The following is a 26,283-nucleotide window of genomic DNA, read 5'->3' on the forward strand; positions in this document are numbered from 1 at the left end:
ACCCTAGCGGCAAGTATTCACCGCAGCATGTTGACCGTGACGTCCGCCAGCTCCCAGGGGGCGTTCGCCGCCCAGTGCGCGGATTCCTGCGCTGCCCAAATATCCCACCAAGCATCGAACGCACCCCGGTCGCGGGTTAATGCCCGTTTTTTACGCGCCTGAGGGTCCGCCGCCATCCACACTCCGGTAGATGCATACCGGCGGCTAACGCGGGTGAGGGACCCACACCCCTCCACAATTAAAGGCACGTCCGCGGGAACCCGAACCCAAGAGCCGGGTTCGTTATGCTCCCAGTCCCAACGAAAATAACCCGGCTCGTCATGGTTGCCGTGCGCTTTGGCGCGGGGGGAAGTGCAGTCAGTTGGAGGATGTGCCGGGGTCGCATGAGGCGGTTGTGGCGCGTTCTGAGTTGTTGGGGTTTCAAAGCGGTACCTGAGAATATTCGATTCAAGAATCTGCGAACCGGCAGCCAGACCATGCCAACCGGGGTAGAACTCATCTAAGTGAACCAGCTGCAACCTCGGAGCGTAGGGGCGAAGCGCCTCAAATAGCTGTTGCGCGAGTGTGGTTTTCCCACTCCCGGAACCACCATCGATAAGCACAAGCGGGAAGGCGTTCGGGAGCGGCGGTAACGCAGGGTGAGGTGCAGTTGAAATGCCGTGTTGCGGGTCTAACGCGCGGGGTTGTGTTGCGGACGGGGTGGGTTGCGATGCAAAATCGCTTCGCGCTGCACGCACAATACGGTCCACTAACTGTTCAAAATCGCGGGGTAACTCAAGCTGTGTTTTTCGCGAGGCATCTTGGGGTGCGTTTAGCTGGCACAGAGACCGAGGTGCCTTTTGCCGACAGGCAGCTTGGGGTGGGGTGTGCTGCGAGGTAGCTTGGCTGGCACTTTGCTGAGTGGAGCCGGAGCTTTGCCCGCCAGTGTCGCGCGTGTGGTGGTGGCTAGGCGTGCTGCTCCTGGTGCGGTTGGCAGCGGGGTCAAAAGTGGTCACGACAGCACGGTCCAGAATGTGCCCGCCCACACGGCAGATCCAAGTGCGATCCCTGACCCCGCAATCGCCAGAACGAACGCGATCGTATCGGCCCGGTGGAACGTCGATGGGCGCGCCCAAGTGCGGGGGGTACCCTGGTCAAAACCGCGCACCTCCATTGCAGCAGCGAGCTTCGTGCCTCGCCGAATCGCCAGTACTAGCAGCGCGAACACCATGGTTAGCCAGCGCCGTAACCGCCCCGTGTCGCCTAAGCCGCGCGCGCGGCGGGCCATCGCCATAGTCCGCCAATCCTCAGACAACAAACCTGCCATCCGCACCGCAGCCAGCACGCCAAGTACAAACCGGGCCGGCAAGTGCACGCGTTGGGCCAGACCATCCGCCATCCGGGTGGCATCCACACTCCCCAGCAGCACGATTGCAGTTAACCCCAGCACCAGAACGCGTAGAAACACCGCTATTGCAAGGATTACCGACCGTTCAGACACGGTGATTAACCCCCAAGAGAACCAGACGGTGCCCTCCACCTTCCCGTACAAGGCCATCGAAACCGCGGCAAGCAAAGCGACAATTGACAGGCCCAGTGCGCGTTTTAAAAGCCACAGAAACGGCACGCGTGCCCACGCGAACGCGCACACTAAAAGTGCGAACATGACGCTCGCACTCACCCAATCCAACGTGATCAAAATCGGTACGGACAACAGTAGGGTAAGCCCCAGGCGGGACACCGGGTTCAAAATATCAAACCGAGTTTTCATGCTCGCCCTCCCGCCTCAAAAGCGGTGCGCGCCCCGCCCCTATCAGGTTCTACGGAGTCAATGCGGACCCCAGTTTCAGTGGAGTTTGGTTGGGAGCCGCTTGCGGTGACGGTCCCCCGGTGTCCAGGTTCCGGGTGGTCGCCACCGGAGTCGAGGTGAATGTGGCGTTCTCCCAGCACGTCAATGAACTCCTCATCGTGTGTTACGGACACCACCGCGTGGCCCTCATCAATCAACTCCTGAATTAATTTGCACAACCCCAACCACGTGTTGCGATCCTGCCCGAACGTTGGTTCGTCCAAAATCATCACTTTCGGCGACGTTGCCAACACGGTCGCTACCGACAAGCGCCGCGCCTGCCCACCCGAGAGTTGGAACGGGTTACGGTCCGCCAGATCCGTCATCCGCAGCATGTCCAGCAGGTAGTCACGCCGCTTCCCGATGCGCTTATCGTCCCACCCGAGGGCCCGCATCCCCACCTCAAGTTCACGCGCCACCGTGGATTCCACAAACTGGTGCTCCGGCTGCTGAAACACAGTGCCCACACGCGTCAACAAATCCTTAGACGCCCACTTGGCGATCTCTAAGCGGCCTTTAGGTGGGTCCAGAACCTCAGTGGCTTCCACCCGACCGGACACGGGGGGTAACAAACCCGCTAACGTCATTGCGAGGGTAGATTTCCCCACTCCGTTCGGCCCCGTGATCACCGTGGAAACTCCGGACTCCACCTTTAGGTCCAAACCTGTCGAAACCACGTGCTTGCCATGGCCCGTCGTTAGATCAACTGTGCGTAAACACGTGGGGAACGAAGTTGATTCTGAGCTCGAAGAAACCGAACTGGAACCCGCAGAAGAAGAACCCGCGGTTGTGCCTAAAGAAAACGAATCTCGTTTCGACAAGCCAGTCGGGTTGCCCGGCACCCACACGCCCGCATCTAACAGACGCTGTGCCTCAGCCTCCAGCACTTCCTGCACCGGTCCGTCCGCAATGACTCCGTCGTGACCAATCACAATCAGCCGGTCCACCACGTCCAGCCACGGTTCCACCCGGTGTTCCACAATAATGAGGGTCGCGTCCGCAGTCAGCGCCCGCTTAGTGGCATCACGAATCTCCGCGATACCTTCCGTGTCTAAGTTAGCGGTCGGTTCGTCTAAGCACAGGATCCGATGGTGCTCGTCCTGCATCGCTAGGGTAGCGGCTAAGATCAAGCGTTGCTGCTGCCCGCCGGACAGCGCTGCAGTGGGCCGATTCAGGGGTACCTCAAGCCCAACTTCTTGTAGCGCAGCTTCAACCCGGGGCCAAATCCGGTCTGGGCTAACTCCCATGTTCTCAAGTCCGAACGCAACATCATCACCCACGCGTTGCAAAATGACTTGGGACTGCGGGTCCTGCATCACCAGGCCCACCTGGCCCTTCATGCGCGAGGGATGCACGCCGTCAATCAATAAAGAACCCGATTCAACTCCGTCGTGCTGCGACCCCAACAACCCAGCCAACGCTGTCAGCAAAGTGGATTTACCACTCCCAGACGGGCCCAGTAGAAGTACGCGCTCACCCTGCTCTACCTCAAAATCAATATGCTGAACCGCAGGCCATGTCTGACCTTCAAACGTGTACCCCCAGTCGGTGGCTCGGATCAACGTCAACGCCCCTTGTTCTACGACTGGCGTCCAGAGTTAAATGCCGCTAACGCCCCCGTCTTGCGCAGCGCCGCGACCAGCAGGTACCCCAGCAGGCCCGCCAAGAACAGTCCAGAAATGCACAGCGTCACCAGGTAAATCGAGTTGTACGCTAGGCCCTTAGGCAGGTTGGGGGACATGAACAGTTCCAGGAACCAACCGCCCGCACCCGACAGAGCGCCGGACGCCAGAGCGATTGGGAGCGAGAACTTGCGGTACCGCGTCGCTAGGAACGGAATCTCACCGGCGATACCTTGCGCCAACCCCGAGTACAGCGTGGTGATTCCCCACACGTTACCCAGCAGCGCTGACACACAAGCAGCTAGGACCTCAACAAAAATCCCGGCACCAGGTTTGCGAATAATCAACGCACCCAAAGGTGCGCCCAAGAACCAGATCCCCGTGGCTATCCCACCGAACCCGGGTGTTACCGCGTCCATGGATTTGTACCACGCGTACCCAACTGAGTTCCACGCGAAAAAAATCAGTCCCGTGGCAATACCTAGAATAGCGGCGACCACAATGTCTACTACGCGCCACCCCTGGGAAGAAACAGGTTTCGTGAGGTCTTCTTGGTTACTCATTTTGTGCCCTTTCAGTTGATCGGTGGGCACGGGTACAAGCCCACCCGAGTGGGCGTGTGAAGAGGTCTCCCTGCGCTGGCATTACCCAGATCAGGTTTGACGGTCGAAGGTCGTGGCCTTCCTCTCAGCCATCCGGCTCCCGTGATTGCTTCTTTAGGTTAACAGAAACCACCGCGGCTCTTCGATTAAAAACCACAGCGGAAGATAAGCCTACTACCGCGACTCGTCCGGGTCATTATCGCACCTGTTCGCACGCGCATCGTCATCCTCGTCGACGTCACCTTCGTTTGTCTCGCGCGCGTTTGCCTCGCCATCCAAAATCTCGTTGCGACAAGTAGGCTGGTCCGCATCCGGTAGGTCGGCATCTGGCTTGTTCACATCCGGCTGGTCCTCTGGCACGCCGATATTTTCGGTCTGGCCGGTTTCGACGTCATTGGCCGCGTTGGGGTCAGTCTCGTCAGCGGGGTCGGTTTCGACGTCATCGGTCGCGTTCGGTTTGGTGTCAGATTTTTTGCTCTCCGGCGTAGCACCATTATTTTCCTGAGGCTGTTGCTCCCGCGGTAGATCCGGTTCCTGGTTAGCATTCTTACGGGCTTGACGCTCTGCCCGCAGTTCCTTTTCTAACCGCCACAAGAACTCCGGGTCATCATCTGGCCCCAGATCACGCGGGGGCCGGTTGTGCTGATGTCCAAACTGGATGCCTTGAATAGAGGACTCGTCCGAAGACCAGATACTGGCATCGAGCCGGCCACCATTGTTCTCTGCCCTCATGACCCGTGAAATAATAATCCACCCAATTGGCCCCAGTGGGGTGGTTAACAAAATTATTAGGAGCCAAATAGGTTTCGGAAGGTGAGCGGGCATTTGGTCGTTAGGGGTGCGGGCGCAATCTGCAATCGCATAGATCGCCAACGCAATCGCGGCTGCAATCAGAAGTATCCGCCCCATTATGTCCTCTCAAAACGACTACTGCCCCAGTGTACCCACATGCGCTGATTGAATGCTGAACAGCGCCGCAAAACCCGTGGATGATGCCAGCGGCAAAGCGCCGGACTGCTGGGAAAGGCCGGTGCGTCAACGCTAGAAACCGGCCAGCGCTAGGGAAAAGCCGCCGCTAGAAACCGGCCAGCGCTAAGAACCCGCCAACTAGCAGGCCGTAGGCGAGGGTGAGGATCCCGGTCATCTTCAATGGATGCAGCAAATCGCGTCCACTCGCTCCCTGCCAAACCGGACGAGCAGCTATTACCGCAAGTGCGGCAAGTACCACCAGCGTGCACAAGCTGCCTAAAAACCCAGGGGCCGCAACCGTGCCCGCGCACACTCCGATAATAACCAGGCCGTAATACGCTAGCCGCGACCGGGAATCCCCCAGGCGCACCGGCAAAGTACGCTTGCCCGAAAGCTTGTCGGTTGGGATATCGCGAATGTTATTAATGAACAGCAGGGCGATCGACAATAGCCCTACGCCGGTAGCGCCAACCCACAGGCGGGCAGGTGCGGAGGGAACTTGAACCCACGTGGTCCCAACTGTGGCGAATAAACCAAAGAAAAGGAACACGAACAGCTCCGACAGGCCCACCCCCATGTAGCCGTACGGATGGCGTCCACCCGTGTAGAACCACGCGGCCACCACCGCTGCCACACCGGGAATCAGCAGTACCCACTGGCCGGAAATCCACAGCAGTACGAGGCCCAGCAGCCCCGCCAAACCAAAACACGACAGGGCTATAGTCAGCACGGTACGTGGGCTCGCTCCACCCCCGGCAGTTAAGCGTGGCGGTCCCGACCGGTGCTCATCCGTGCCCCGCACGCCATCGGAGTAATCATTCGCAAAGTTCACCCCCACCTGCAGTAAAAGGCCCACCAGCAAGGCCAGTGCAGACCGCCAGAAAGAGAAACCACCCAGGTACGCGGCCCCGCCCATACCAATAAACACTGGCGCTGCAGCAGCCGGGAGGGTACGCAGGCGCGCGCCCTCCACCCAATCGTTCAAGGAAGCCATTAGCGTTCCCACACCTTTCCATCTTTGCGGGCTTGCTCAATCAGGGTACGCACCTGCTTGCGGGGAATCTTTCCGATACCCGTGGTGGGGAGCTGCGCGGCTACTGCGACGACACGTGGACTTTGGTCTCTTCCCAATGCGTCCCCCACGCGGTCACGCAACCGCGGCCCCCACTCTTTGGCCGCCGCGGCGTCAAACCCAACCCCCTCCGAGCTCTCTGCCGCCTCAGGCGTGGTTTTCAACGTGATTGCAGCCGCTACAACGTGTCCCCAAATCGGGTCGGGCAGACCCACCACGCACACCTGGTCCACCTCAGGGCACGTGGCCGCGATCGCGTGCTCCACCTGGGTCGGATCCACGTTCACTCCACCGGAAATAATCACATCGTCAGCCCGGCCCAACACAGTTAACTCACCATCGTGCAACCGCCCCCGGTCACCGGTACGCAACCACCGAGTGGTGCCCTCAAGCGAAATCTGGGCACTACCGGGCGCGTCAATATAATCGGAAAACAGTGTGTTACCCGCCAACTCAACGCACCCGTCCTCAATACGCACGCGCGTACCAGGCAGCGGGCGGCCATCGTACACGCACCCACCCCCGGTTTCCGTCATCCCATAGGTGGCCACAACCGTCAGCCCTGCCTCGGTGGCACGCTCACGCAACTGCGGGTCAAACGCAGACCCGCCAACAAGAATCGCATCCAACTGCCCCAGCAGGTCAACCAGCTCCCCACCGGTATCGAGCGCGTCACGCAACTGCTTTGGCACCAGCGAAAGATACGTGCGCCCAGTCGGGTTGTTACCCGAACTCGGCAAAGCTGAGCGGCATGCGCGCACCAAATTGTCCGCGCTAAAACCATTCGACATATCCGCAATCGCCGGGGACGTACCCGCCACACATGAGCGCACCAGCGTCTGCAACCCCGCAATGTGATACGCAGGCAACGCGGTAATCCACCGGCCCGGGCCCCCCAACACCTCGTGGGTCGCCCGCGCACTTGCCACCAAAGCCGAGTACGACAAGCCCACCAAATGCGGCGAACCCGTGGCTGATCCAGACGTCTCCACAATTACGTCCACGTCTTCAGGAACCGCACGGAATCGCGCCTGCAACGCTGCTGCATTATCCGCTAGCACGTCCGGATAGCACTGCTTGTCTGGGCGGGGCGCAACAATAATCCACTGCGCTCTGACCTGCCCCGTTTTTTCCTCCCGCTCAAAAAACTCCCACAATTTATGAATAGCCGAATACGTGCGGGTCAACGCGAACGGGGCCGTACTTCCAGGCACCAGCATCAACTGTGGATCACTCAAAACACATCACCTTAATAAATCTCTCTCGCCAGCAAGTAGAGCGCGCACGGCTCCTAATAGTAATACGGGTAATCTGCCCAGTTCGGGTTGCGCCGTTCAACAAACGCATCCCGGCCCTCCTGCGCTTCCTCTGTCATATACGCCAGTCTCGTTGCTTCCCCCGCAAACACCTGCTGGCCCGCCAACCCGTCGTCCGCCAGGTTGAACGCGAACTTCAGCATTCGAATAGCCTGAGGCGATTTCGTCGCAATGATTGCCGCGTACTCTAAAGCCTTGTCCTCTAATTGTGCGTGGGGTACGGCTTCGTTTATCACACCCCACTGCTGCGCGGTTTGTGCGTCGTATTCGCGGGCGAGGAAAAATATTTCGCGGGCCCGTTTGTCACCCACCTGGCGGGCCAGCAGCGCGGACCCGTACCCACCGTCAAAAGACCCCACGTTCGCATCCGTTTGCATAAACCGGGCGTGCTCAAGCGAAGCCACCGACAAGTCACAAATCACGTTCAGTGAATGCCCACCCCCGGCCGCCCACCCGGGAACCGCGGCGATAACAACCTTGGGCATCGTCCGGATCAGTCGTTGAACCTCCAGGATGTGCAACCGCCCAGCCCGCGCCGGGTCAATCGCTTCCCGCCGCTTCGCCGTGGGCGCGTCTTCCCCCACCTCAGATTGTTCATACTGGTAACCGGCCCTACCGCGGATCCGCTGGTCTCCACCGGAGCAAAACGCGTAGCCCCCATCTTTAGGGGAGGGGCCGTTACCGGTCAAGACAACTGCCGCCACAGTCGGGGTTTGCCGCGCGTGGTCCAACGCTCGGTAGAGTTCGTCCACCGTGTGCGGGCGGAACGCGTTGCGCAGCAATGGGCGGTCAAACGCTATCCGCACCACAGGCAGGTCCGCCCCCGCCGGGCGGCCATCGCCCTCACCGCGACTAATCCCTCGGTGATACGTAATGTCTGTAAAATCAAACCCTTCCACCGTGCGCCACCGCTGCGGCGTAAAAGTGTCCGAAACAAAAGGTAAAGCCGTCATGGCCTCTAGTCTAATCTTTAGGCGGCACACAGCCTCAAACGTAAATGTGAAACACCACGCCCCGGTCGCAACTTAAGGTTAGGCTATGGTAACCTCGCGGTGAATGTCGCGCTACTTAGCTAGTGTTTCTCCCGCGACCAAAGGAAGAAACATGTTTTCAAGTGCACATTTAGGCCGGCGGCGCACAGACGCCGCATCGACCCAGACTGCAGAGTCTAGAAAAGGAAAACATGCGTAATAAGAAAATGATGAACCTGGCAGCAATCGTCGCTACGGGTGCGCTCATGCTCGGAGCCTGCAGCTCCTCCACCTCCAACAGCAACGACGCCGACGGAACAAAAGACGCGAACGCTTCTAGCGCCTCAACCGTAGAAATTACGGACATGCGGGGCGAAAAAGTGGAGGTACCGGTAAACCCCAAAAAAGTTGTGGCACTCGACAACCGCACGTACGACACGCTTGCGGACTGGGGAATCAAACCAGCTGCAGTACCGAAATCCGTGATGCCCGCCGACAACCCGTTTGTTAAAGACGACTCCATCACGGATATTGGCGATCATAAAGAACCAAAGCTGGAAGCTATCACGGCGGAAGATCCCGACCTGGTGATCGTTGGGCAGCGATTCGGAAAATACTACGACAAAGTTAAAGAAATCGCGCCGTCCGCAGCGGTCATCGACCTGAACTTGAAACTCGACGAAGAAGGATCCGGCAAAGCGCTCGTGGACGGTCTCAAGCAGGCAAACACGATCCTGGGCGACATTTTCCAAAAGAAAGATGAAGCGAAAGAACTGAACGACAAGTTCGACACCTCAATCGCAGACCTCAAGGAAGCAAGTAAGAAACTTGGGGACAAAACCGTGATGTCCCTGAACGTGTCGGGCGGAAACATCGGTTACATCGCGCCGCACGTGGGGCGTTTCTTTGGCCCATTCTTTGAGATTTTCGATTGGAAACCCGCGTTGGAACACGTTGAAGGGGAATCCTCCGACCACAAGGGAGACGAGGTTTCTGTTGAAGCGATTGCGCAGGCGAACCCCGACTGGCTGCTGGTTCTAGACCGTGACGCAGCGATCTCAGATTCAGATTCGAAGCCGGCTCGCGACGTAATCGACAACTCGCCGGCTTTGCAGAACGTGACTGCCGTGAAAGAAAAACACATTTACTACGCGCCGAACGACACGTACACCAACGAGTCCCAGCAAACCATAACTAAGGTGTTCGAAGAACTCGCTGAGGCACTCAACTCCTAATGCACACAGCTAGCACCGCGGTGTCCGCGCAGAACGCCCCCACACGCAAGGGTGCACCCACTCCCAAGGGTGGCCCTACACGCAAGGGGGTGCGTTCGCGCGGACGCCTGTTCACGTGGCCACTACTTTTCGGCGTAGTGGTTACGGTAGGGCTCATCTACTTGTCGCTGCGCACCGGCGTGTACGATGTGGACGGGCAAGCCGACGGTGCTGCTATCTTCCAAATCACCCGCATTCCTCGCACCATTGCCCTGGTGCTGTCGGGGGCCGCGATGTCGATGTGCGGTTTAGTAATGCAACTGCTGACGCAGAACAAGTTCGTAGAGCCCACCACCACTGGCACCACGGAGTGGGCCGGTTTAGGGTTGCTGCTAGTGCTCGCAACCGTGCCGAATGCGTCGATTGTCACGCGCATGGCGGGGGCGATTATTTTCGCATTCGTCGGCACCATGGTGTTTTTTAGTTTCTTGAGGCGCGTCACGCTCCGTTCGTCGTTGATAGTGCCGATTATTGGGATCATGCTTGGCGCGGTAGTGAGTTCAATCTCCACATTCATTGCGTTGAAAACGAATCTGCTGCAGTCCATTGGGGTGTGGTTTGCCGGTAGTTTCGCCACGATCCTCAAGGGGCGGTACGAGTTCTTGTGGGTAATCGTGGTGGTCACTTTAATTTTTTTTATCTCTGCGGACCGGTTGACTATTGCGGGCCTGGGGGAGGACATTGCGACGAACGTGGGTGTGAACTACAACCGGATCGTCACGTTTGGCACGGGCGTGATCGCGGTCGCGACGGGCGTGGTAACGGTGGTGGTCGGGAACTTACCGTTCCTGGGGTTGATAGTGCCGAATATGGTTTCGCTTGTTCGAGGCGATGACTTGCGTTCAAACTTGCCTTGGGTGTGTTTGGTTGGGATTTGTCTGGTGACGGTGTGCGACCTACTGGCCCGTACGGTTATCCGTCCGTTTGAGGTACCCGTGTCCCTCATTCTTGGAGTGCTGGGCGCAGTTGTGTTCGTCGGCCTGATTTTGTACCGGAGGCGATCGATGTGAGTGTACGCAGTAGTTTACAAACCCGCGAACGGGTGCGTGGAAACACTGGTAGCCGCGAAAGATGGCGCGTTAAAAGCCCAGCGAATAGCGCGCGCGTGGACCTCCAGGTGGGCAGCGTGGGGGGCGAGCCTGTAGCGGCGCGCAGCGAGCAGCGCCAGGTGGGCGCGTTTGCACGTCCGTTTCAACGCAGGCGGTACTTCGCCTTGCTGGCGCTGATTGGTGGGTTGGGAGTACTGTTCGCAGCGGGTTTGCTGCTGTACAACAACCCGGTGCCGGTTACGAAACCTGGGTTTTGGATTGTGGCACGCCTTAGGGCCGACGGGCTAGTTGCGATCGCGTTCGCAGCAGTGTGTCACGCGTTGGCGACGGTAGCGTTTCAAACGGTTACGGCGAACCGGATCATAACGCCGTCGATCATTGGGTTCGAAGCCTTGTACACGCTTATTCACACGGCCACGGTTTACTTCTTGGGGCTTGGGGCGCTCGTGGCGTTCACCGGTGTGGGGCCTTTTTTGCTGCAGGTCGCGGCCATGGTGGTGCTGGCAGTGGTTCTGTACTCGTGGTTGCTGTCTGGCAGGCGCGGGAATATGCAGGTGATGCTGCTGGTGGGGATCGTGCTTGGTTCGGGTTTGGCGGCGATGGCTTCGTTTATGCGGCGCATGTTGCTGCCGTCGGAGTTCGACGTGCTGCAAGCGCGCCTATTTGGTTCTATTAATAACGCGGACCGGTCTTATTACCCGTATGCACTTGTGTTGGTGTTGGCGGCTGGAGTTGCGTTGTACGCGTATTCGCGCCAGTTGAACGTGATTGCCCTGGGGCGCGAGGCATGCACGAGCCTGGGGGTTAACCACCGGCGGGGGAGTGTGTACGTGCTCACGCTGGTGGCGGTGCTGATGGCGGTGTCTACGGCGCTGGTGGGGCCGCTAACGTTTTTCGGGTTCTTGACCGCCACCTTGGCGTATCAGGCGGCAGACACGTACGATCATCGCTACTTGTTCCCGATGGCGATTGCGATTGGGTTCGCGATTCTTACGGGCGCGTATTTTCTGATGAACCATGTGTTTTACGCGCAGGGCGTGGTTTCGATAATTATTGAGATGGTGGGGGGATTAACGTTCCTCGTGGTGATCGTGAAGAAGGGGTACTTGTGATTGATATTCGCGGGGCACGTAAGGATTATTCCACCACTGTTCAGATTGGTCCGCTTGATATTCAGATTCCGCAGCGTGGTTTGACGGTGCTGATTGGGGCGAATGGGGCGGGTAAGTCTACGTTGTTGAATATGATTGGCCGGCTGCTTGATATGGATGCGGGTGCGATTGAAGTGGCGGGCTACGACGTGTCTACTACTAAGTCGAAGGATTTAGCGAAGATTTTGGCGATTTTGAAGCAGGAGAATCATTTTGTTACCCGCTTGACTGTGCGCCAGCTGGTTGGTTTTGGGCGGTTCCCTTATTCGCATGGCCGGTTGACCGCCGAAGATGAGCAGATTGTTTCGCGTTATATTGATTTTTTAGGGCTTGAGGACCTGGAGTCTCGGTACCTTGATCAGCTCTCTGGTGGGCAGCGGCAGCGCGCGTACGTGGCGATGGTGCTGGCGCAGGAGACAGAGTATGTGCTGCTGGATGAGCCGTTGAATAACTTAGATATTGCGCATTCGGTGCAGATGATGCGGCATTTGCGGAGTGCTGCGGACAAGTTTGATCGCACGATTTTAATGGTGTTGCACGATATTAATTTTGCTGCGCGGTACGCAGATCAGATTTGCGCGATGAAAGATGGGGAAGTGTATTGCCTGGGTACGCCAAAGCAGATTATGACGCCGCAGATCTTGTCTGACATTTTTTCTTGCGAGATTGAGGTTATTGAGGGTCCGCGCGGCCCCGTGGCCGTCTACTAGTTGGTCAAATGGTTTTGAAGACCCGTGGGAGCATTAGCTGGGTGGTGCTTGCCGAAAAATAACTGTGCGATCGACGGATTTCCGTCTGCTAATCGTGATCGGTTATCACTTATTCTTTTTCCTGTACGGGCTGTTGATCCGCCATTTCGGTAGGAGCCAGCGGGGTGTTTGGGCGTTGAACAGTCCCATTAGAGAGCCGATTAAGCCGATGAGGGCGCTGGCGCCTCCAAGTATGAAGAAAATGATGCGCAGTGCAGGTAGTGAACCGGAGAGCATGCCGGCGCCCACAAGAACTAGCCCGAGCAGTAGGGCACTTAGAGCGGGGAGGAAGAGGAACGCGAAGGTTTCGTCGATAATCCCGTCAGTGCGTTCCCACCACCGTGATCGCGGTGACCCGACGCGGAGGTAAACGGTGGCAGCCAGGCTGAGTACGCCCAGGATGAACGCGAAAAAGAACATGCCTGAAGTCTATCGCAGGGTCGGGAACGGGAGCGGATTAGATACAAAGAATCTGCTGGCGTAGCTTAGGCATCGACTAAATTGCGCTTGTGACTAGGGAAAAAATTTGCCTGCGGCGGAGTGATCTAAGTACTTCTTGCCAGGTGGGGAGCAGGCTTGTTGAAAGTAAGATGCCCCTATCTCTTTCGGCAAGTCCTAGGTGGCTGGTTTGATGGGGTGGTTTTGTAGGGCTAGTTGTCTCGGATCATGGCGAAGAGACTTTTAACCGTCTGCGCGCTAGAGCAATGGTGGCTTGGTTGTGACGTTTTCCGGCTTTGGGGAGTTGCCGAGCTAGGTCATCGTCAAATCTAGCGAGCATTCCCAGCTCAGCTTTTTGCTCATCCAAGGCGCGAAAAGATCGTAATGTGTGGCATCGTGCGGGCAGCCTGAGCGATTATGAGCGCATCGTGCTGGTCGGTTTTTGCGTTGCGTTGGTACGAGTTAGAAATTCGTCGCATTGCTAATCCTGGTAAATAGGTAACCGTAATGCTCATTGTTTTAGCTACTGCTACAGCAAGCGTGCTGAAGTTTATGGGGGGCGCTGCTGACCGTGGGCAAGCTTCGATCGTGTTAGAGGTGGCCGCAGACATGGTTGCCATGTCACCAGCCCTCTCCAAAAGGGGGAAGATTTTAAGAAGTCAAAAGCGCATTATTTATAAGCCCACCAACTCCTCTCGACGGAGGCGTATTCGAGGCACGGGTTCAACACCTCTGGCGTCGTATTCGATGAGCTGCACACTCAACCGAATAGGGCCTTGTTTAATGTGATGAGAAAAGGATCCGGGGACGCATGAACCCAGCCGCTCTACTTTTTGATCACCACTGCTGGCACTGACACTCATTCGATTTGTTTCGAGCAGCACGAAAAGCCAAGGACATGATCGCCGGTAAGAAGCATGACCCCACGTTCTACCCCGTAATCTACGGGGCAGACCGGGAGGATGACTGGACCGACGGGAACGTCTGGTGCAAAGCCAACCCGTCCCTAGACGTAACCGTGCCCATTGAGAAGGTGCGGGGGCGTGTAACTCGGCGCGCCAGAATCCGGCTGGTAAAAACACCTTCCGCCAGCTGCGTTTGAATCAGTGGGGGAAGCAGTCGGTGCGGTGGATGCCCATGCACACCTGGAACAGCAACGCCGCTCCTGTAAACCTCTCCGAACTAGAAGACAGGGCGTGTTATGGCGGGTTGGTTTTCGCTTCGACGAAGGATATCATGGCGTTCGTCCCCGTCTTCCCACCAAGCCCTGGTGAGGATGACGAGAAATACGTGATCGCGCCCTGCTTTTGTATAACCGAGGACAACCTGCACCTCCGCGTCGCTCGTAACCACGTGCCCTACGACCTGTGGCAGCAACAAGCGGTTCCTGCAGACCACTGAGGGAAGCGTCGTCCACTACGATGCGATTGAAGCATTCATCGAGGGGCTCGGCACACGGTTCAACATCAGAAAGATCGCGTTCGACCGGTGGGGCGCGGTCCAAATGAGCCAGAACCTTGAAGATGCCGGGTTCACGGTGGTTCCCTGCGGGCAAGGCGATAATGGCGACGGTGTATATGACGAGCGCAGCCTGATGGTGATTTAAGTGAAAGAAAACTATTGACCAGAGAATGGGACTTATGGCACACTATTTTTATTCCTTGAAGGAGAGGAGGTTTCCCCGCCATAGCCAAGAAGCATCATGGCGGAACAGGGGCCACCAGCACGGTGCTCGTGGTGAGGCACACAAGGAGGAAGACATGAAAGTCAGAAAGAACATCTTTTACTCACTCGTCGCTGCTGTTGCAGCTGGAGCCTTGTCGCTGACAGGGGTAGGTATTGCGTCGGCAACCTCATTACCTCTGGGAGAGGTGAATACTAAAAACATTTCCACTTACTCTATGAACGTCAACTCTGCATCAACAACGTCAGATGAGTATGTAGAAAAATTTGCTCAAGATTTAGAGATCCTATTTACTAGATACATACCCCAAGTTAACGGCAAGTATCAGGTCAATGAAGGTGCTGTGGTAACTGACGGTTACGCGGAACAGATGGAGGATTTTTATGTTGTAGCCAACGCTTTTAATGAAGCTAATCAATCTTTGAAATCCGGAAACGCAATAGATGTAAGTACGAGAAGTGCTGGGTCTTACGCTAAGTGTGTTGTTCTCGGTGGGCTAGGAATTCCTGCAACGGCCTTTACTTATGGCACTTGGACTGCAATCACTACTGCAATTTCTGCTTGGAATTGGGGCCTAGCCGCATCCACAGTTGTTCGAGCTCTGGGCCCAGCTTTCATTACAGGAGCAGGAAAAGCTCTTGGTGGACCCGCTCTTGTGGCATCTGCGCTAGCAGTTGCCGCCGTTTCGTGTGCATTTTAATCAGGATAATGACACATATGAATACGAAGCTAGTGTTTTCATTAGGATTTTTCGTTACGATTCTCGTCTTGCTTTGGCTAATTGTTTGTTTAGCTAAAGGTGCGGGTGCATTATCGGAACCTACTTCTTGGATTGTTGTAATTATGGGGTCAATGTTGCTAACGGCAATCGCTTCTAAAATGTTCTTCCGCGATAGGGAGAATCCTCGTGGACCGCAAAAGTGATTTAAACAATCATAGGAACCCTAGGAACATGAATATATATTCAATCGCTAACCTGTAGTTATTACACGATATCGTGTGGTGGGCACCCACTTTGTAGGTGGGTGCCACTGCTATTTTCTGCACTTGTTGGAAGAGAATTCCTGTATGGGGTTCCTGAATTGGCTGCGCGGTGACACTGCTCGCAGCACTGATGATCGCGCGATCAGCTCGGACTATAGTTTTTCTTTGGGGCGACCTCAAGTGGTCATCCGGTGACGGGCGGTCCAAATGAGCCAGAACCTTGAAGATGCCGGGTTCACGGTGGTTCCCTGCGGCCAAGGCGATAATGGCGGCGGTGCATATGACGAGCGTGGGCTGTTGTTAATTTAAGTGAAGAAAAACTATTGACGAGAAAATGGGACTTATGGCACGCTTAGTTTAATCTTTCAAGACGAGGACGTTTTCCCCGTAACAGTCAAGCGGCTATGACGGAACAGAGGCCACCAGCAGGCGCGGGTGGTGAGACACGCAAGCAGAAAGGAGAAAATAAGAAGCATGATTGTCGGAGCAAGTGTGAGCTTGGCGCTCGCCTCTTCGACCGCTGGCGTTGCTTCTGCTGCACCGAGTATTGAGGAGATGAAGTATCAGCAGTCTAATGCTTCTCTGACAAATAATTCGGCAAACTTATCTAACTCGACGAAAATATATAACGACGGTTTTTATAGTATTTCTACAGACTGGGATGCAAAGTTAGATAACCTCATCGAAGAGCAGTTATTTGATGCGTTTCAGCATATTGAGTCAATACCGGATGAGATTCTTGCAAAGGATGATCCGCAAGCTTTGCAAGATTGGTATTACGCACTACCGCGAGAGCGCGTTAACTGGATTGCCTGTGGGGCTGCAATTGGTCTAGCGGTCGTCACCAATTTCAGTCCTGCGAAACTTATCAAAATTAAGTCGGCCATTAAGACCGTTGGTGGTGCTGTCACTTTCGCAAAGAAGGTGTCTTCTATATACAAGAAGACACGTTTACGTGGATTGATTAAAAAGAGTGCTTTGAACGCTGCTGTTACTGACGCAGCAAAAGCTGCGGGCCCAGAGGTTCAGCAGTTCTCGATCGAACTCTTTAACTCACGAAATGTATACAGGGCATGTTTCGAGTGACAATAAAATGCGAGTACTGAGAAGGGGGAAGAGTATTCTTTTTCCTAATTGGAATCATTGGCTTAGCGCTGTTACTTTTTAGCTTCTGGATTAATACCGGAAAAGCTGAGGGATCTTATGTGTAGGTGCACTCTTGGACATATGGCTACGTGGTCGATCCTAACTAGGAATACAACATCTGATCCAAACGTGCGGTCTTAGCCTGTCATTCATCATACATAAATTGCTATTCGTATGATGAAGAGAAGCTGCTTTTAACAACTTAATATGTTGAGCTGATACTTCTTGCTCCTTGTTGAAGGCGTGAGAAGCACCAGCCCTTCTCCGTTTGCATCTAAAGTTCGGGGGTACCAATTTCACCTTCTATCGCGCCTTCCTTGGTAAATGACTTAAAACCACCATCTGATTGCTTTCGATCCCATATCCTTCTGGTAACGAGTAACTGAAATCCATGAAGGAAACATCATCTTCTTTAATAACGCCCACTATTTGCCCTGACTCATCTGCCGTTACGTGAAACACCGCGCTAATGTGTTCCTTTACACTCTTATCTTGAGTGCGAGCAACACCGTTTACTACTTCGGTAACTGCGTGAGCCTTTCCCCCCTAGGGAAAACATTTCTCTAGTCCCAGGGCTGGGTATAGAGACTGTGCCCGCCTCTTCGTTAACGCTAGGTAAACTGTTGAAAATCTGTGCATCTTACGAAAAGACACCAGAAACTACCTCATAAGATAGTGCTTCAGCGGAGCTTTCAAGATTTAGACTAGGGGTACTTTGTCAGACCGCAACGCGTCTGCTTGCTGTTCCGAAAGCCCTATTTCATCTTCAACGAGAGCTCTCGCGAGAGGATCTGCATAGCTAGACTCGTTGAAACTAAGACCGGCATTTTCTCGTAGGGCTTGGCCGCTAGTTGTTGACAGTGTGGTTGTCGTCAAATGTTCGTGATGATGCTTTGCGATTGATCATCAGCTAGCGCGATTCCTGTTCCATTTACAAATACCGCACACGCTGCGGCTATTCCAATAAGAGACTTCCAAATGCTACGAAGTATGTCGTCAAACTTTTTTAATGGTTTAACGCAAACGAGAATGATTGTAGCTGGCAATAATTATTCTTGTGAAATACTTGTTTTCTGAGTAGCTGTCAATGCTTCAGCGTCAAGTTACGCCGGCGTTCCCAGGACATGCTTTTTTCTGAAGATAATGTCAACGATGGTTAGTAGACCGTTAGTGCTCGCCCACCACACTGCCCCTGAGGGTAGAAGGACAAAACAATGAGGTCAGAGTGGGTAGGTAGAAATCCGGCTTCCCAATAGTTTTATTGACTCCCTGAACGCCGCCTCTAATTTGCTGGAGTCTTCGGCTGGCGAGGTACTGGAAGCGGCCGCAGCTGTGGTAGAGCCAAGAATGCGAGCCAACCTCAAGGACGGGCTATCGAATAAGATCGACAACATGGTAGCCGACAAGTTCTACGGCTTCTTCTCTTTGGAGTCAGAAAACTCGTTAGAGGTAAGCACAAGAAGTGCAGGGTTTTATGCTAAGTGCGTTGTTCAAGCTCTAGGTCCAGCTTTCATTACACGGGTGGGAAAAGCTCTTGGTAGACACGCTTTCGAAGCTTCGTGTTGCTCAGTACTATTCTTTACACGAGTTTGCGATCCAACTGCGCGCTGACTGCAAGTCTTCCGTAAAGATGTCTGGATAGATAAAAGCTTCGTGATCCTTACCTAATTGTGGATTAAATTTCTTAATCGCTTCCAGGTGGGGGAATTTACGCACCATTTTCTCTGCTTTTTTGGCCCGCGGGTTGTCTTGTGCTTCACGGGCGCTGACATATTCACTTATCCACTTGCATTCCCAGTCATGCGCTGCAAGAACAGCCACGTCACCTTTATTAGTAACGACCCGCACTTTGTTCGAGAGAGAATCGCGATCCGAATGATCCTTATCGTTATTTATTACTTGTCTTGCAGCTGGATTATCCTTTGGGGCAGAAAGCACCACAGTAGAATTGTCCATTTCTTCGATCTCGCTACCAACCGCCCAAGGTAAGAGCTCAGCTAGTAATGGGGCGCGCTCACCTGGCGGATATGCCTCGTTAACCATGCTTATTTCTGGTGCTAACTTGGTTAATACTGGATCTGGCACAGGGTGTTCTTGCTCGTAACTATTAAGGGTGGGGTTGGTGAGTTTAGGCTTGTCCGCGTGAGCGGAGTTAGTTAACGTGCTCCAGGCAACAATAGCTGACACTGATAGGATCACAACAAGAACTATTATTAAAAGAAATTGGCGTGAAAAAGTGCGCATTATATTCTCTTTTTCGTTATTGGGCGTGTGCCGCACGTACTCGTGTTGGTAGGCCCATTGCTCCATCTTCTACGGCTCTTCAATGAAGCCATCGTGCCCACCCTCGTTGGTTAAATAGCATATGAAACACTGCTCAGTGTATAACCTCAATGCGGTGCTAGTGAAGTGTTTTGCGTAGGCCTCATTATTTGCAGTTGGACTCTATTTGCGGTTGGACTCCAAAAAGGGACAATGGGGGACGTGACTACAATGGGTGAAGCCTGCAGCTGTGACCGCGCAGAGAATCAAGATAGAGTTGGTGCCGGACGTGCCACCAAACGGGTTATGCATGAGGTACCGGCGTCTCAGTGGCATCCAGCGGCTCGGCGGGTGCTTAAAGGTGTGGACAGGGTTGTGTACTACTCTCTGCCTCTGCGGAACCGGTTCCGTCGCATTAACGTTCGCAATGGTCTGTTGCTGCACGGTGAAATGGGGTGGGCGGAGTTCTCACCTTTTTGGAACTACTCCCCGCATGAATCCGCCCGGTGGCTCGCCGCAGCGCTAGCAGAAATCAACGAACCACCCATGCCATTGCAGCGCGATCGGGTTCCTGTGAATGTGACAATACCCGTTGTGAATCCTGATCGCGCGCAAAGAATAGTTGCGCAATCGGGTGGTTGTACTACTGCGAAAGTGAAAGTGGCAGATCCGGGCGTACCCTTATCAGAAGATGTGGAACGTGTCGCGGCAGTTAAGCAAGCTCTGGGGCACCATGGGAAAGTCCGTGTGGATGCGAACGCAGCATGGACGGTGGAGCGAGCGGTGACGGCAGTGAAGGCCCTAGACACAGCGGCAGGGGGCTTGGAATACGTGGAGCAACCGTGTGCGACGGTTACGGAATTAGCGCAGGTACGAAAGTGCGTGGATGTTCCGGTGGCTGCTGATGAATCAGTGCGCCGTGCGGAGGATCCGCTTGCAGTAGCGCGGGCTGATGCAGCCGATCTGGTGGTAGTAAAAATGCAGCCACTAGGGGGTGCCAGAAAGCTGCTAGAGATTTGCGAACAAGCCGGGTTGCCAGCAGTCGTTTCTTCTGCCCTGGAATCCTCAGTTGGGATTGCTAGGGCAGTGGCTTGCGCAGCAGCATTGCCCCAGTTGCAGTATGCGTGTGGGTTAGCTACCGCACAGATGTTTACTGAGGACGTGTGCGCTCCCGTGCTCCCTCAAGATGGGAGTATATTGGCGCAAGACCACGCGCCCGACGAAACGTTGATTGATACGGGGGAACGCGGCCCTCATGAGGAAATCATAAACAGGTGGATGCACCGCCTTGAAGCGATTGCGAATCTCAAGTCAGACGCGCACGGGGGAAAATAAAATGGTGGCGGCGGTAGAAGTTGCGCGTCAGATCGTGAAAACCCTGCTGGAACTGGGGGTGCGTGACTGGGTAGTATGCCCGGGTTCACGGAACGCCCCGCTGCTATATGCGCTCGCGGAAGCAGAGTCAGACGCGAAAGCAGAAGCGACGACCCGTGTGGAAGCATCGGCAGCCACTGGTGTAGACCCGATTCGGGTGTATCCAGAGATTGATGAGCGCAGCGCAGGTTTCTTTGCGCTCGGTTTGGGGCGGGCCTCCGGTAAGGCTGCGGCCGTGGTGACCACGTCGGGTACAGCGCCTGCGCACCTGCTGCCAGCAGTGATTGAGGCCGCGCACTCCCACGTACCCCTGGTTGTTATTTCGGCGGACCGGCCATGGGATTGGCATGGCGTAGGGGCGTCGCAAACAACAGATCAGACCGCCTTATTCACACCATTTGCACCGGTGTTGAATATTCCTGACCAAATGGTGGAAGGGCCCCAGTGGCGCCGAGGGCTGGTGAACCAAATTGTTCATAAAGCCGTCCGAGCTGTGGATATGCCGGGTGGTCCGGTCCACATTAACGTGGCGTTTCGCGAACCCCTGGTACCCCCTTCTGCTGTGCGCCCTCAAAATTCTTTTGTTGTGCGCCCCAAAATGCGCGACACGTCTAGTTCTAAAAGTGTCCCTACGCAAATACCCCCTTTGGCTTCCCCGCGTGTTTCGGTAGATTCTGTTCCTATTCCTGAGGTGCACGCCACGCAGTCGAAGCCGGCCGCTTGGGAAGCCGTGGTGGATGCGTCTCTTAGAACCGTAATCGTTGCGGGCAATGGGGACGATGGTACGTCGGTAGCGTATGCGTCAGCTACGGGATACCCCCTGCTGGCGGAACCGTCCTCACCCGCTTTTGGAAGCCCGTGGTGGACCCCGCACCAGCAAGAAATGCTCCGGCGTTACAGCAGTGAAGTTCAGCAGGTGGTGCTGGTGGGTACCCCCACTATTTCGAGACCTGTTTCTGCTCTCCTTGCACGGCCAGACGTGCGGATAATCGTAGTTTCTGAGGGGAGCGAGTGGCCCGATGTGCGCGGATACGCGGACGTGGTGGTTCCTCGTTTGGCGGCGCCGTGTAAACCAGGTGATGTGGCGGGGGTACCTGGCGAACCATGGGGAATAAACGAGGGTGAACGCAAAGAAGATGGTGGTGTCCCCGAGAAGGTAACGGCTTGGGCGCGGCAGTGGAAACAAAGAGCGGCTGCACTGCGAACCACGGGGGTGCCGGACGCTGCTCGAGCAGCGCAGCTGGTGTGGCAGGTTTTCACCGGTCAGTTCCACGTCGAAAACGGTGGTAAGCAAAGTGGTCGTGCACAAGAAATGGAGCGTGCACAAACCCCACGTGAGCATGCTTTGGTACTTGGTGCGTCTAACGCTATTCGGTACGTGGATTTGCTGGCGAAAGAACCCGCTGGGGTCGAGCAGTCCTGGGCTGAGACCGGTAAACGGCGGGTTTACACGAATCGGGGTCAGGCGGGAATTGACGGAACCGTGGCGTTAGCGAAGGGGGTACATGCGGCGCTGGGTTTGCCGGTGCGCGTGCTACTGGGGGACGTTACTTTTCTGCACGACGCCTCTTCGCTGCGGCAATCGCAGGGCTGTGCGCAGTTGGACATCGTCGTGTTAGACGATGCTGGTGGGCGAATTTTTGAGTCCTTAGAGCACGGAAAGGCAGCCTCAAAAGAAATGTACGAACGCTATTTTGCGCAGAAACAGAATGTGGACTATGAGGCACTTGCTCACGCTTACGGGTATTCGTACCGGCGCGTTGAGATGTCAAGAATGCCTGATACGCGGGGCGGGGCACTAGATGGTTCACGCGAAGAGGAACTAACGGCGCAATGGGATGCGAAACTGTCGACGGCACGCGGTGACGAAAAACTTTTAAAGATTCTGAACGCTCCGTTTGAGGGCGCGCGCATAATTCACGTGGTCTGCAGCCCCCACGGGGCCGCGCAGGCCCTCAAGAATATGTTTGCTGACTAGCTTCTATTGGCCCGAGTGATTATGGAATTATTATGGGTACTGGGAATTCGACCACGAGAATAGGAATGCAATTAAAGGTGTTGGCCATGCTGTTACGGCATTGGGAATGGCTAAAGCATGCGCACTCGCTACCGGCGGGGTCCTAGAATAGTTTTCGGATAGCAGGCTCCATGCTGGCCTATTCGAATACGCGCAAGACATTTGTGCTACCGCTGACGTGTTGATGCAGTACCTGAGCTTTCTTGTGGAACACCAGATTCTGTTCACCCTCCTGGTGTCGACGGTGGTGGCGGTCTGCCACTACCAAGGAATAGTGAGGGCTGCGTTTGAGGACTGGTGACGCAACCAGTTACCCGGGTTCGTACCTCAAAAGTCTGCGCTAATAAACACGGTGAGCATCGGGGATAACATAACGCTCCCGTTAGTGTATGCGCGCCCGAGATCCGTGCGTGGCACAGCGACACGATCGGGTTATAGAACTGGAATAAAGCGAGGCAACGAAATAGACAGGTAAACGTGGCAAACGTACGCAATGAGGTAAACGTGGCCAACGGGGGTAAAGAGATAAACGTGGCAATGGGGTGCAAGAGGCCTTCCACGCGACAAAAGCGCACCCATGAGGCTTCCAGGAAACGTTCAGATGATACTTTATGGGTATTAAGTTTGGTGCGTAAACATAGGTACGTTGACAGTTTTAATGGAAGCTCTAACTAAAGAGTAGGACGCTTAATGAATAACGATGAAACATGGGATCCGAACTCACCGACGTTTACCGGTGACAGTCAAACAGGGATCCCACACGTGAACCGCGAGGAAAACGACCCGCAGGCCAATGCTGAACAAGGCTTTCAAGCACCTTCGCAGGCACCCCATGAGCAAACCGATACCCGCGAGATGCCCCGTGACAGCTACTCCGAAGCGGAAGCGCAAACCTGGCCGCCTGTGGTACCTCAAGAAAAACCACGAAACGCAAATAAACGCGGTGGAAAATCTAAAATCGTGGTGGGCACAGCTGTTTTGGCGCTACTGGTCGGCGGCGTGTCCGGTGCTGGCGCAGGATACTACATGGCGAAAAACGCGTCACAACCAGTTTCTTCGCAAACCCAAACCCACGAACCACAAGGTAAGTCCGCAGACATCGTCCAGGCTAAAGGGGAGTCGCAAGACTGGCAGGCAGTAGCGAAAGCTGTGCGTCCAGCCACCGTTTCCATCCAAGTTTCCAATGGCAATTCGGCTGACACCGGGTCGGGTGTTATCTGGGACGGGGAAGGGCACGTGGTCACCAACTACCACGTTGTTTCAAATGCCACGAACGGCGGGCAGATAATCGTATCTCTAACCGATGGGCGGCTGTATAAAGCAGAAATTGTGGGCACTGACCCAGAAACAGACCTCGCGGTAATCAAGCTTGCCAACCCACCCAAAGACCTGACTGCCGCCAACATGGGGGACTCCGAGAAACTCTCGGTAGGCCAAGCAGTTATGGCAATCGGATCACCCCTGGGTTACAACGACACCGTCACCACGGGGATCGTGTCGGCACTAGACCGGCCCGTAGCGGTTAAAACAGCGGTCCCGGACGACGAAATGGGATCGCTACCCAACCCATTTGGAATGCAACGCGAATCCCGCCAAGCAGACACCGTGGTTACCAACGCGATCCAAATTGATGCGTCGATTAACCCTGGGAACTCAGGTGGCCCACTGTTCGACGAGACCGGGCGGGTGATTGGCATTAACTCCTCGATCGCTTCCACCGGGTCCAGTGAAAGCGCTGGGTCAATCGGCGTTGGGTTCGCCATCCCCTCCAACCTCGTTTCGAACGTGGTTAAGCAGCTGATTGAAAACGGGAAGGCACAGCACGCGTTCCTCGGGGTGTCGATCAGTTCTGCACCCGTGCAAGTTGACGGGGTGAACCGCGTTGGAGCGCAAGTGCAGTCCGTTGTTCGTGGCGGCCCCGGAGAAGAAGCCGGCTTAAAACAAGGGGACGTGATCTTGAGTATCGACGGCAAAGCAGTGACGAACGCGCAGTCACTCACCGGTTTTGTTCGCCGATACAACGCTGGAGAGCAGGTGACGATTGAGTTCGCGCGCAGCGGCAAAATCCAAAAAGTGCAAGCCACCCTGCAGGCCCGTAGCGAAACCCGAAGCTAGCATTTTGCTAGACCTAGAGTGGTTTCGCTAGACCTAGAGCAGTGAGGACGGGCGCGAGTTTCGCTTCCGTCTCCGCTAGCTCTAGGTCTGGTTGCGAATCCGGCATAATGCCACCGCCTGCCACGACCTGCATCGCCAGCCCATCTGGGGTCAACTGCCCGCATCGCAACGCGATCGCGCACGCACCTGCCCCTCGCGCGTCCATCCAGCCAACAGGCCCGGAGTAGCGGCCGCGCTCAGTTGACTCGTGCTTTACGATCAACTCGTAAGCAGCTTGCGTCGGTGTGCCACATACTGCGGCCGAAGGGTGGAGTGCACTGACCACATTCCACAACCCAACCGGCTGAGACACCCGCGCAGTTCCGGCGCGTGGCCCAGCGCCTGCCAGTTCCGGTGCGGACTCAGACCCGGCGCGTGGTCCAGCGCCCGCCAGGGTAGTACCTGGGAGGGACGCCACCACGTCAGAGGCCAGGTGCGTAACATTCGGTAACTCTAAGAGAAACGGCGCCTGGGGTGCGTGCACCTCACCGGCTACTTCCTGCAATGAGGCAACAACGGACTGGACCGCTAATCGGTGCTCCTGTCGGTTCTTCTCAGAACGCATCAAAGCCGCGCCTTCACCCGGCGGGCACGTGCCTGCCAAAACGCGGGAGCGCACTTGCCTATCCCGCACACTCGCGAGCATTTCCGGGGAGGCACCCTGCAGGCCAGCAACTGCAAACACCCAGCACGTGGGGTACTGCTCCGCGAGCCGGTGAGCGAGGAAACGCGAATCAATATGGCTGCCAACTAGGTTAATATCACGCGCAAGCACAGCTTTCTCAGCCAGACCACTCTTCAAGTCGACCACCAGGCTCTGCACCGCGGCCTGCCACTGCGTGGGCGTCATCTTCCCCGACTCTCGGCTAATCCCACTGGGCGCACACATAGGGGTCGGATCCGTTTGTCGTGCGGTTGCTCCCGCTTGTGGCATGGCTGCTTCTGACACTCGTGTGGCTGCATCAGTGCTACATGGGGTCGGATCCGCGGACCGCGAGGTGGAACCATTCAGCGTAGCGTGGTTTTGAGCAGCCCTGGAGGCGTCCACGTGGTGCGTTATCGACCATGCTTGGCCCGCATACTCTACGTACATGCGTTCTGGCACCACCGCGATGGCAGGCGTGTGCGGTCCGAACCCACCGGAAATTAGCGCTAGAGGTAGCTCCAGCCCGGTCGCAGCTGTGAATGCCGCCAACGTGTCCGCATCCGAATGGGCAGCCGCGTTTTGCGTTAGTTTGCGCCACGCCTTCCCAATTATAGGTAGGTGAGGTTGATGCCCCACCGAGGCAACCGGTGTGCCTGGACGAACCGGCTGCTCGGGCTCGCTTGCACGCGCAAGGTCAGATGCAGTTGGCTGCACCAGAGTCCGCACCGCAGCACCGTCGCTGATGAGTACGAGTGCATACCCACTGCCCACAACCGTGGGTTGCGCCGCACCTGCGTAAGCGGGCCCCCGCCAAACCGAAAGGGTGGACGCATCGGCCTCACCTAGAACCTCATGAAAAGAACGAGGGGCAACGGTCTGGCACTGAACGGAAAACGAAATACTAGCCACGAGACCCTACTCTAATGGACGCAAAGGTGAAGACGGCTAATGGACGCCGCGGTAGACGCGATAACT

General features: G+C 55.7%; 21 protein-coding genes, 1 pseudogene and 1 riboswitch. Of the genes and pseudogenes, 10 read left to right on the forward strand and 12 right to left on the reverse strand.

Annotated features, from left to right (window positions below; genetic code table 11):
- Positions 1 to 17 precede the first annotated feature (17 nt).
- The 8 genes from CJ187_RS00130 to CJ187_RS00165 all read right to left on the reverse strand — a co-directional run bounded on the left by CJ187_RS00130 (position 18) and on the right by CJ187_RS00165 (position 8,362).
- Positions 18 to 737 carry a hypothetical protein gene (locus tag CJ187_RS00130; RefSeq protein ID WP_146003072.1) on the reverse strand — a complete coding sequence of 240 codons (720 nt, stop codon included), beginning with the start codon at positions 735 to 737 and terminating at the stop codon, positions 18 to 20.
- 254 nt (positions 738 to 991) lie between these two features.
- Positions 992 to 1,750 carry an energy-coupling factor transporter transmembrane component T family protein gene (locus CJ187_RS00135; RefSeq protein WP_102216300.1) on the reverse strand — a complete coding sequence of 253 codons (759 nt, stop codon included), beginning with the start codon at positions 1,748 to 1,750 and terminating at the stop codon, positions 992 to 994.
- On the reverse strand, positions 1,747 to 3,396 hold the full coding sequence (locus CJ187_RS00140; protein WP_102216299.1) for an ABC transporter ATP-binding protein: 1,650 nt from the start codon (positions 3,394 to 3,396) through the stop codon (positions 1,747 to 1,749). The genes CJ187_RS00135 and CJ187_RS00140 overlap by 4 nt, the downstream gene beginning before the upstream one ends.
- A gap of 11 nt (positions 3,397 to 3,407) precedes the next feature.
- Positions 3,408 to 4,013 (reverse strand): ECF transporter S component, encoded by a 606-nt coding sequence (locus CJ187_RS00145; protein WP_102216592.1) that lies wholly within the window; start codon positions 4,011 to 4,013, stop codon positions 3,408 to 3,410.
- Between the two features lie 50 nt (positions 4,014 to 4,063).
- Positions 4,064 to 4,166: riboswitch (TPP riboswitch) on the reverse strand.
- Positions 4,167 to 4,226: 60 nt separating this feature from the next.
- The gene (locus tag CJ187_RS00150) at positions 4,227 to 4,961 is read right to left on the reverse strand and encodes a PLDc N-terminal domain-containing protein (RefSeq protein ID WP_102216298.1); all 735 of its coding nucleotides are present in this window, start codon (positions 4,959 to 4,961) and stop codon (positions 4,227 to 4,229) included.
- A 166-nt stretch (positions 4,962 to 5,127) separates the two neighbouring features.
- A complete protein-coding gene (locus CJ187_RS00155; RefSeq protein WP_102216297.1) occupies positions 5,128 to 6,015 on the reverse strand; it encodes a 1,4-dihydroxy-2-naphthoate polyprenyltransferase in 888 nt (295 codons plus the stop codon).
- Positions 6,015 to 7,331: an AMP-binding protein gene (locus CJ187_RS00160; protein WP_102216296.1), complete on the reverse strand. Its 1,317-nt coding sequence runs from the start codon at positions 7,329 to 7,331 to the stop codon at positions 6,015 to 6,017. Before CJ187_RS00160 ends, CJ187_RS00155 begins: the two co-directional genes overlap by 1 nt.
- A 53-nt stretch (positions 7,332 to 7,384) precedes the next feature.
- The gene (locus CJ187_RS00165) at positions 7,385 to 8,362 is read right to left on the reverse strand and encodes a 1,4-dihydroxy-2-naphthoyl-CoA synthase (protein WP_102216295.1); all 978 of its coding nucleotides are present in this window, start codon (positions 8,360 to 8,362) and stop codon (positions 7,385 to 7,387) included.
- A gap of 230 nt (positions 8,363 to 8,592) precedes the next feature.
- On the opposite strand from CJ187_RS00165, the gene CJ187_RS00170 reads away from it, so the two are divergent.
- Genes CJ187_RS00170 through CJ187_RS00185 form a run of 4 tightly spaced genes read left to right on the forward strand, consistent with a single transcriptional unit; the run spans position 8,593 to position 12,564 of the window.
- Entirely contained in the window at positions 8,593 to 9,615 is a 1,023-nt protein-coding gene (locus CJ187_RS00170) for a siderophore ABC transporter substrate-binding protein (protein ID WP_102216294.1), read from the forward strand.
- A complete protein-coding gene (locus tag CJ187_RS00175; protein ID WP_102216293.1) occupies positions 9,615 to 10,664 on the forward strand; it encodes an ABC transporter permease in 1,050 nt (349 codons plus the stop codon). The genes CJ187_RS00170 and CJ187_RS00175 overlap by 1 nt, the downstream gene beginning before the upstream one ends.
- Entirely contained in the window at positions 10,661 to 11,815 is a 1,155-nt protein-coding gene (locus CJ187_RS00180) for an iron chelate uptake ABC transporter family permease subunit (RefSeq protein ID WP_233187324.1), read from the forward strand. The genes CJ187_RS00175 and CJ187_RS00180 overlap by 4 nt, the downstream gene beginning before the upstream one ends.
- Complete coding sequence (locus CJ187_RS00185) at positions 11,812 to 12,564, forward strand: iron ABC transporter ATP-binding protein (RefSeq protein WP_102216292.1); 753 nt, start codon at positions 11,812 to 11,814, stop codon at positions 12,562 to 12,564. Before CJ187_RS00180 ends, CJ187_RS00185 begins: the two co-directional genes overlap by 4 nt.
- Positions 12,565 to 12,669: 105 nt before the next feature.
- Here the strand turns inward: CJ187_RS00185 and CJ187_RS00190 are convergent, their stop codons facing one another.
- Both CJ187_RS00190 and CJ187_RS00195 read right to left on the reverse strand, forming a co-directional pair.
- A complete protein-coding gene (locus tag CJ187_RS00190) occupies positions 12,670 to 13,023 on the reverse strand; it encodes a hypothetical protein (protein ID WP_102216291.1) in 354 nt (117 codons plus the stop codon).
- Positions 13,024 to 13,400: 377 nt separating this feature from the next.
- Entirely contained in the window at positions 13,401 to 13,556 is a 156-nt protein-coding gene (locus CJ187_RS00195) for an IS110 family transposase (protein WP_158237718.1), read from the reverse strand.
- 21 nt (positions 13,557 to 13,577) lie between these two features.
- On the opposite strand from CJ187_RS00195, the pseudogene CJ187_RS00200 reads away from it, so the two are divergent.
- The 3 genes and pseudogenes from CJ187_RS00200 to CJ187_RS00210 form a co-directional block, all read left to right on the forward strand.
- A pseudogene (locus CJ187_RS00200) lies at positions 13,578 to 14,599 on the forward strand (terminase TerL endonuclease subunit); the annotation flags it as partial.
- A 202-nt stretch (positions 14,600 to 14,801) separates the two neighbouring features.
- On the forward strand, positions 14,802 to 15,425 hold the full coding sequence (locus tag CJ187_RS00205) for a hypothetical protein (RefSeq protein ID WP_146003071.1): 624 nt from the start codon (positions 14,802 to 14,804) through the stop codon (positions 15,423 to 15,425).
- 758 nt (positions 15,426 to 16,183) lie between these two features.
- Complete coding sequence (locus CJ187_RS00210; protein ID WP_102216288.1) at positions 16,184 to 16,795, forward strand: hypothetical protein; 612 nt, start codon at positions 16,184 to 16,186, stop codon at positions 16,793 to 16,795.
- A 1,632-nt stretch (positions 16,796 to 18,427) separates the two neighbouring features.
- On the opposite strand, the gene CJ187_RS00215 is transcribed toward CJ187_RS00210, so the two are convergent.
- Positions 18,428 to 19,099 carry a hypothetical protein gene (locus tag CJ187_RS00215; RefSeq protein ID WP_146003070.1) on the reverse strand — a complete coding sequence of 224 codons (672 nt, stop codon included), beginning with the start codon at positions 19,097 to 19,099 and terminating at the stop codon, positions 18,428 to 18,430.
- Positions 19,100 to 19,330: 231 nt separating this feature from the next.
- Here CJ187_RS00215 and CJ187_RS00220 point away from each other — a divergent pair, with 231 nt between their 5' ends.
- The 3 genes from CJ187_RS00220 to CJ187_RS00230 all read left to right on the forward strand — a co-directional run bounded on the left by CJ187_RS00220 (position 19,331) and on the right by CJ187_RS00230 (position 24,623).
- Positions 19,331 to 20,452, forward strand: a complete 1,122-nt coding sequence (locus tag CJ187_RS00220) for an o-succinylbenzoate synthase (protein ID WP_233187323.1) — start codon at positions 19,331 to 19,333, stop codon at positions 20,450 to 20,452.
- Between the two features lies 1 nt (position 20,453).
- Complete coding sequence (menD, locus tag CJ187_RS00225) at positions 20,454 to 22,469, forward strand: 2-succinyl-5-enolpyruvyl-6-hydroxy-3-cyclohexene-1-carboxylic-acid synthase (protein WP_102216285.1); 2,016 nt, start codon at positions 20,454 to 20,456, stop codon at positions 22,467 to 22,469.
- Between the two features lie 729 nt (positions 22,470 to 23,198).
- Positions 23,199 to 24,623, forward strand: coding sequence for a S1C family serine protease (locus tag CJ187_RS00230; protein ID WP_233187322.1), 1,425 nt, complete (start codon positions 23,199 to 23,201; stop codon positions 24,621 to 24,623).
- Between the two features lie 13 nt (positions 24,624 to 24,636).
- Here the strand turns inward: CJ187_RS00230 and CJ187_RS00235 are convergent, their stop codons facing one another.
- The gene (locus CJ187_RS00235; protein ID WP_102216284.1) at positions 24,637 to 26,217 is read right to left on the reverse strand and encodes an isochorismate synthase; all 1,581 of its coding nucleotides are present in this window, start codon (positions 26,215 to 26,217) and stop codon (positions 24,637 to 24,639) included.
- Between the last annotated feature and the right edge of the window lie 66 nt (positions 26,218 to 26,283).

Origin of the sequence: Gleimia hominis, from assembly GCF_002871945.2 — a bacterium.
Classification (GTDB): domain Bacteria; phylum Actinomycetota; class Actinomycetes; order Actinomycetales; family Actinomycetaceae; genus Gleimia; species Gleimia hominis_A.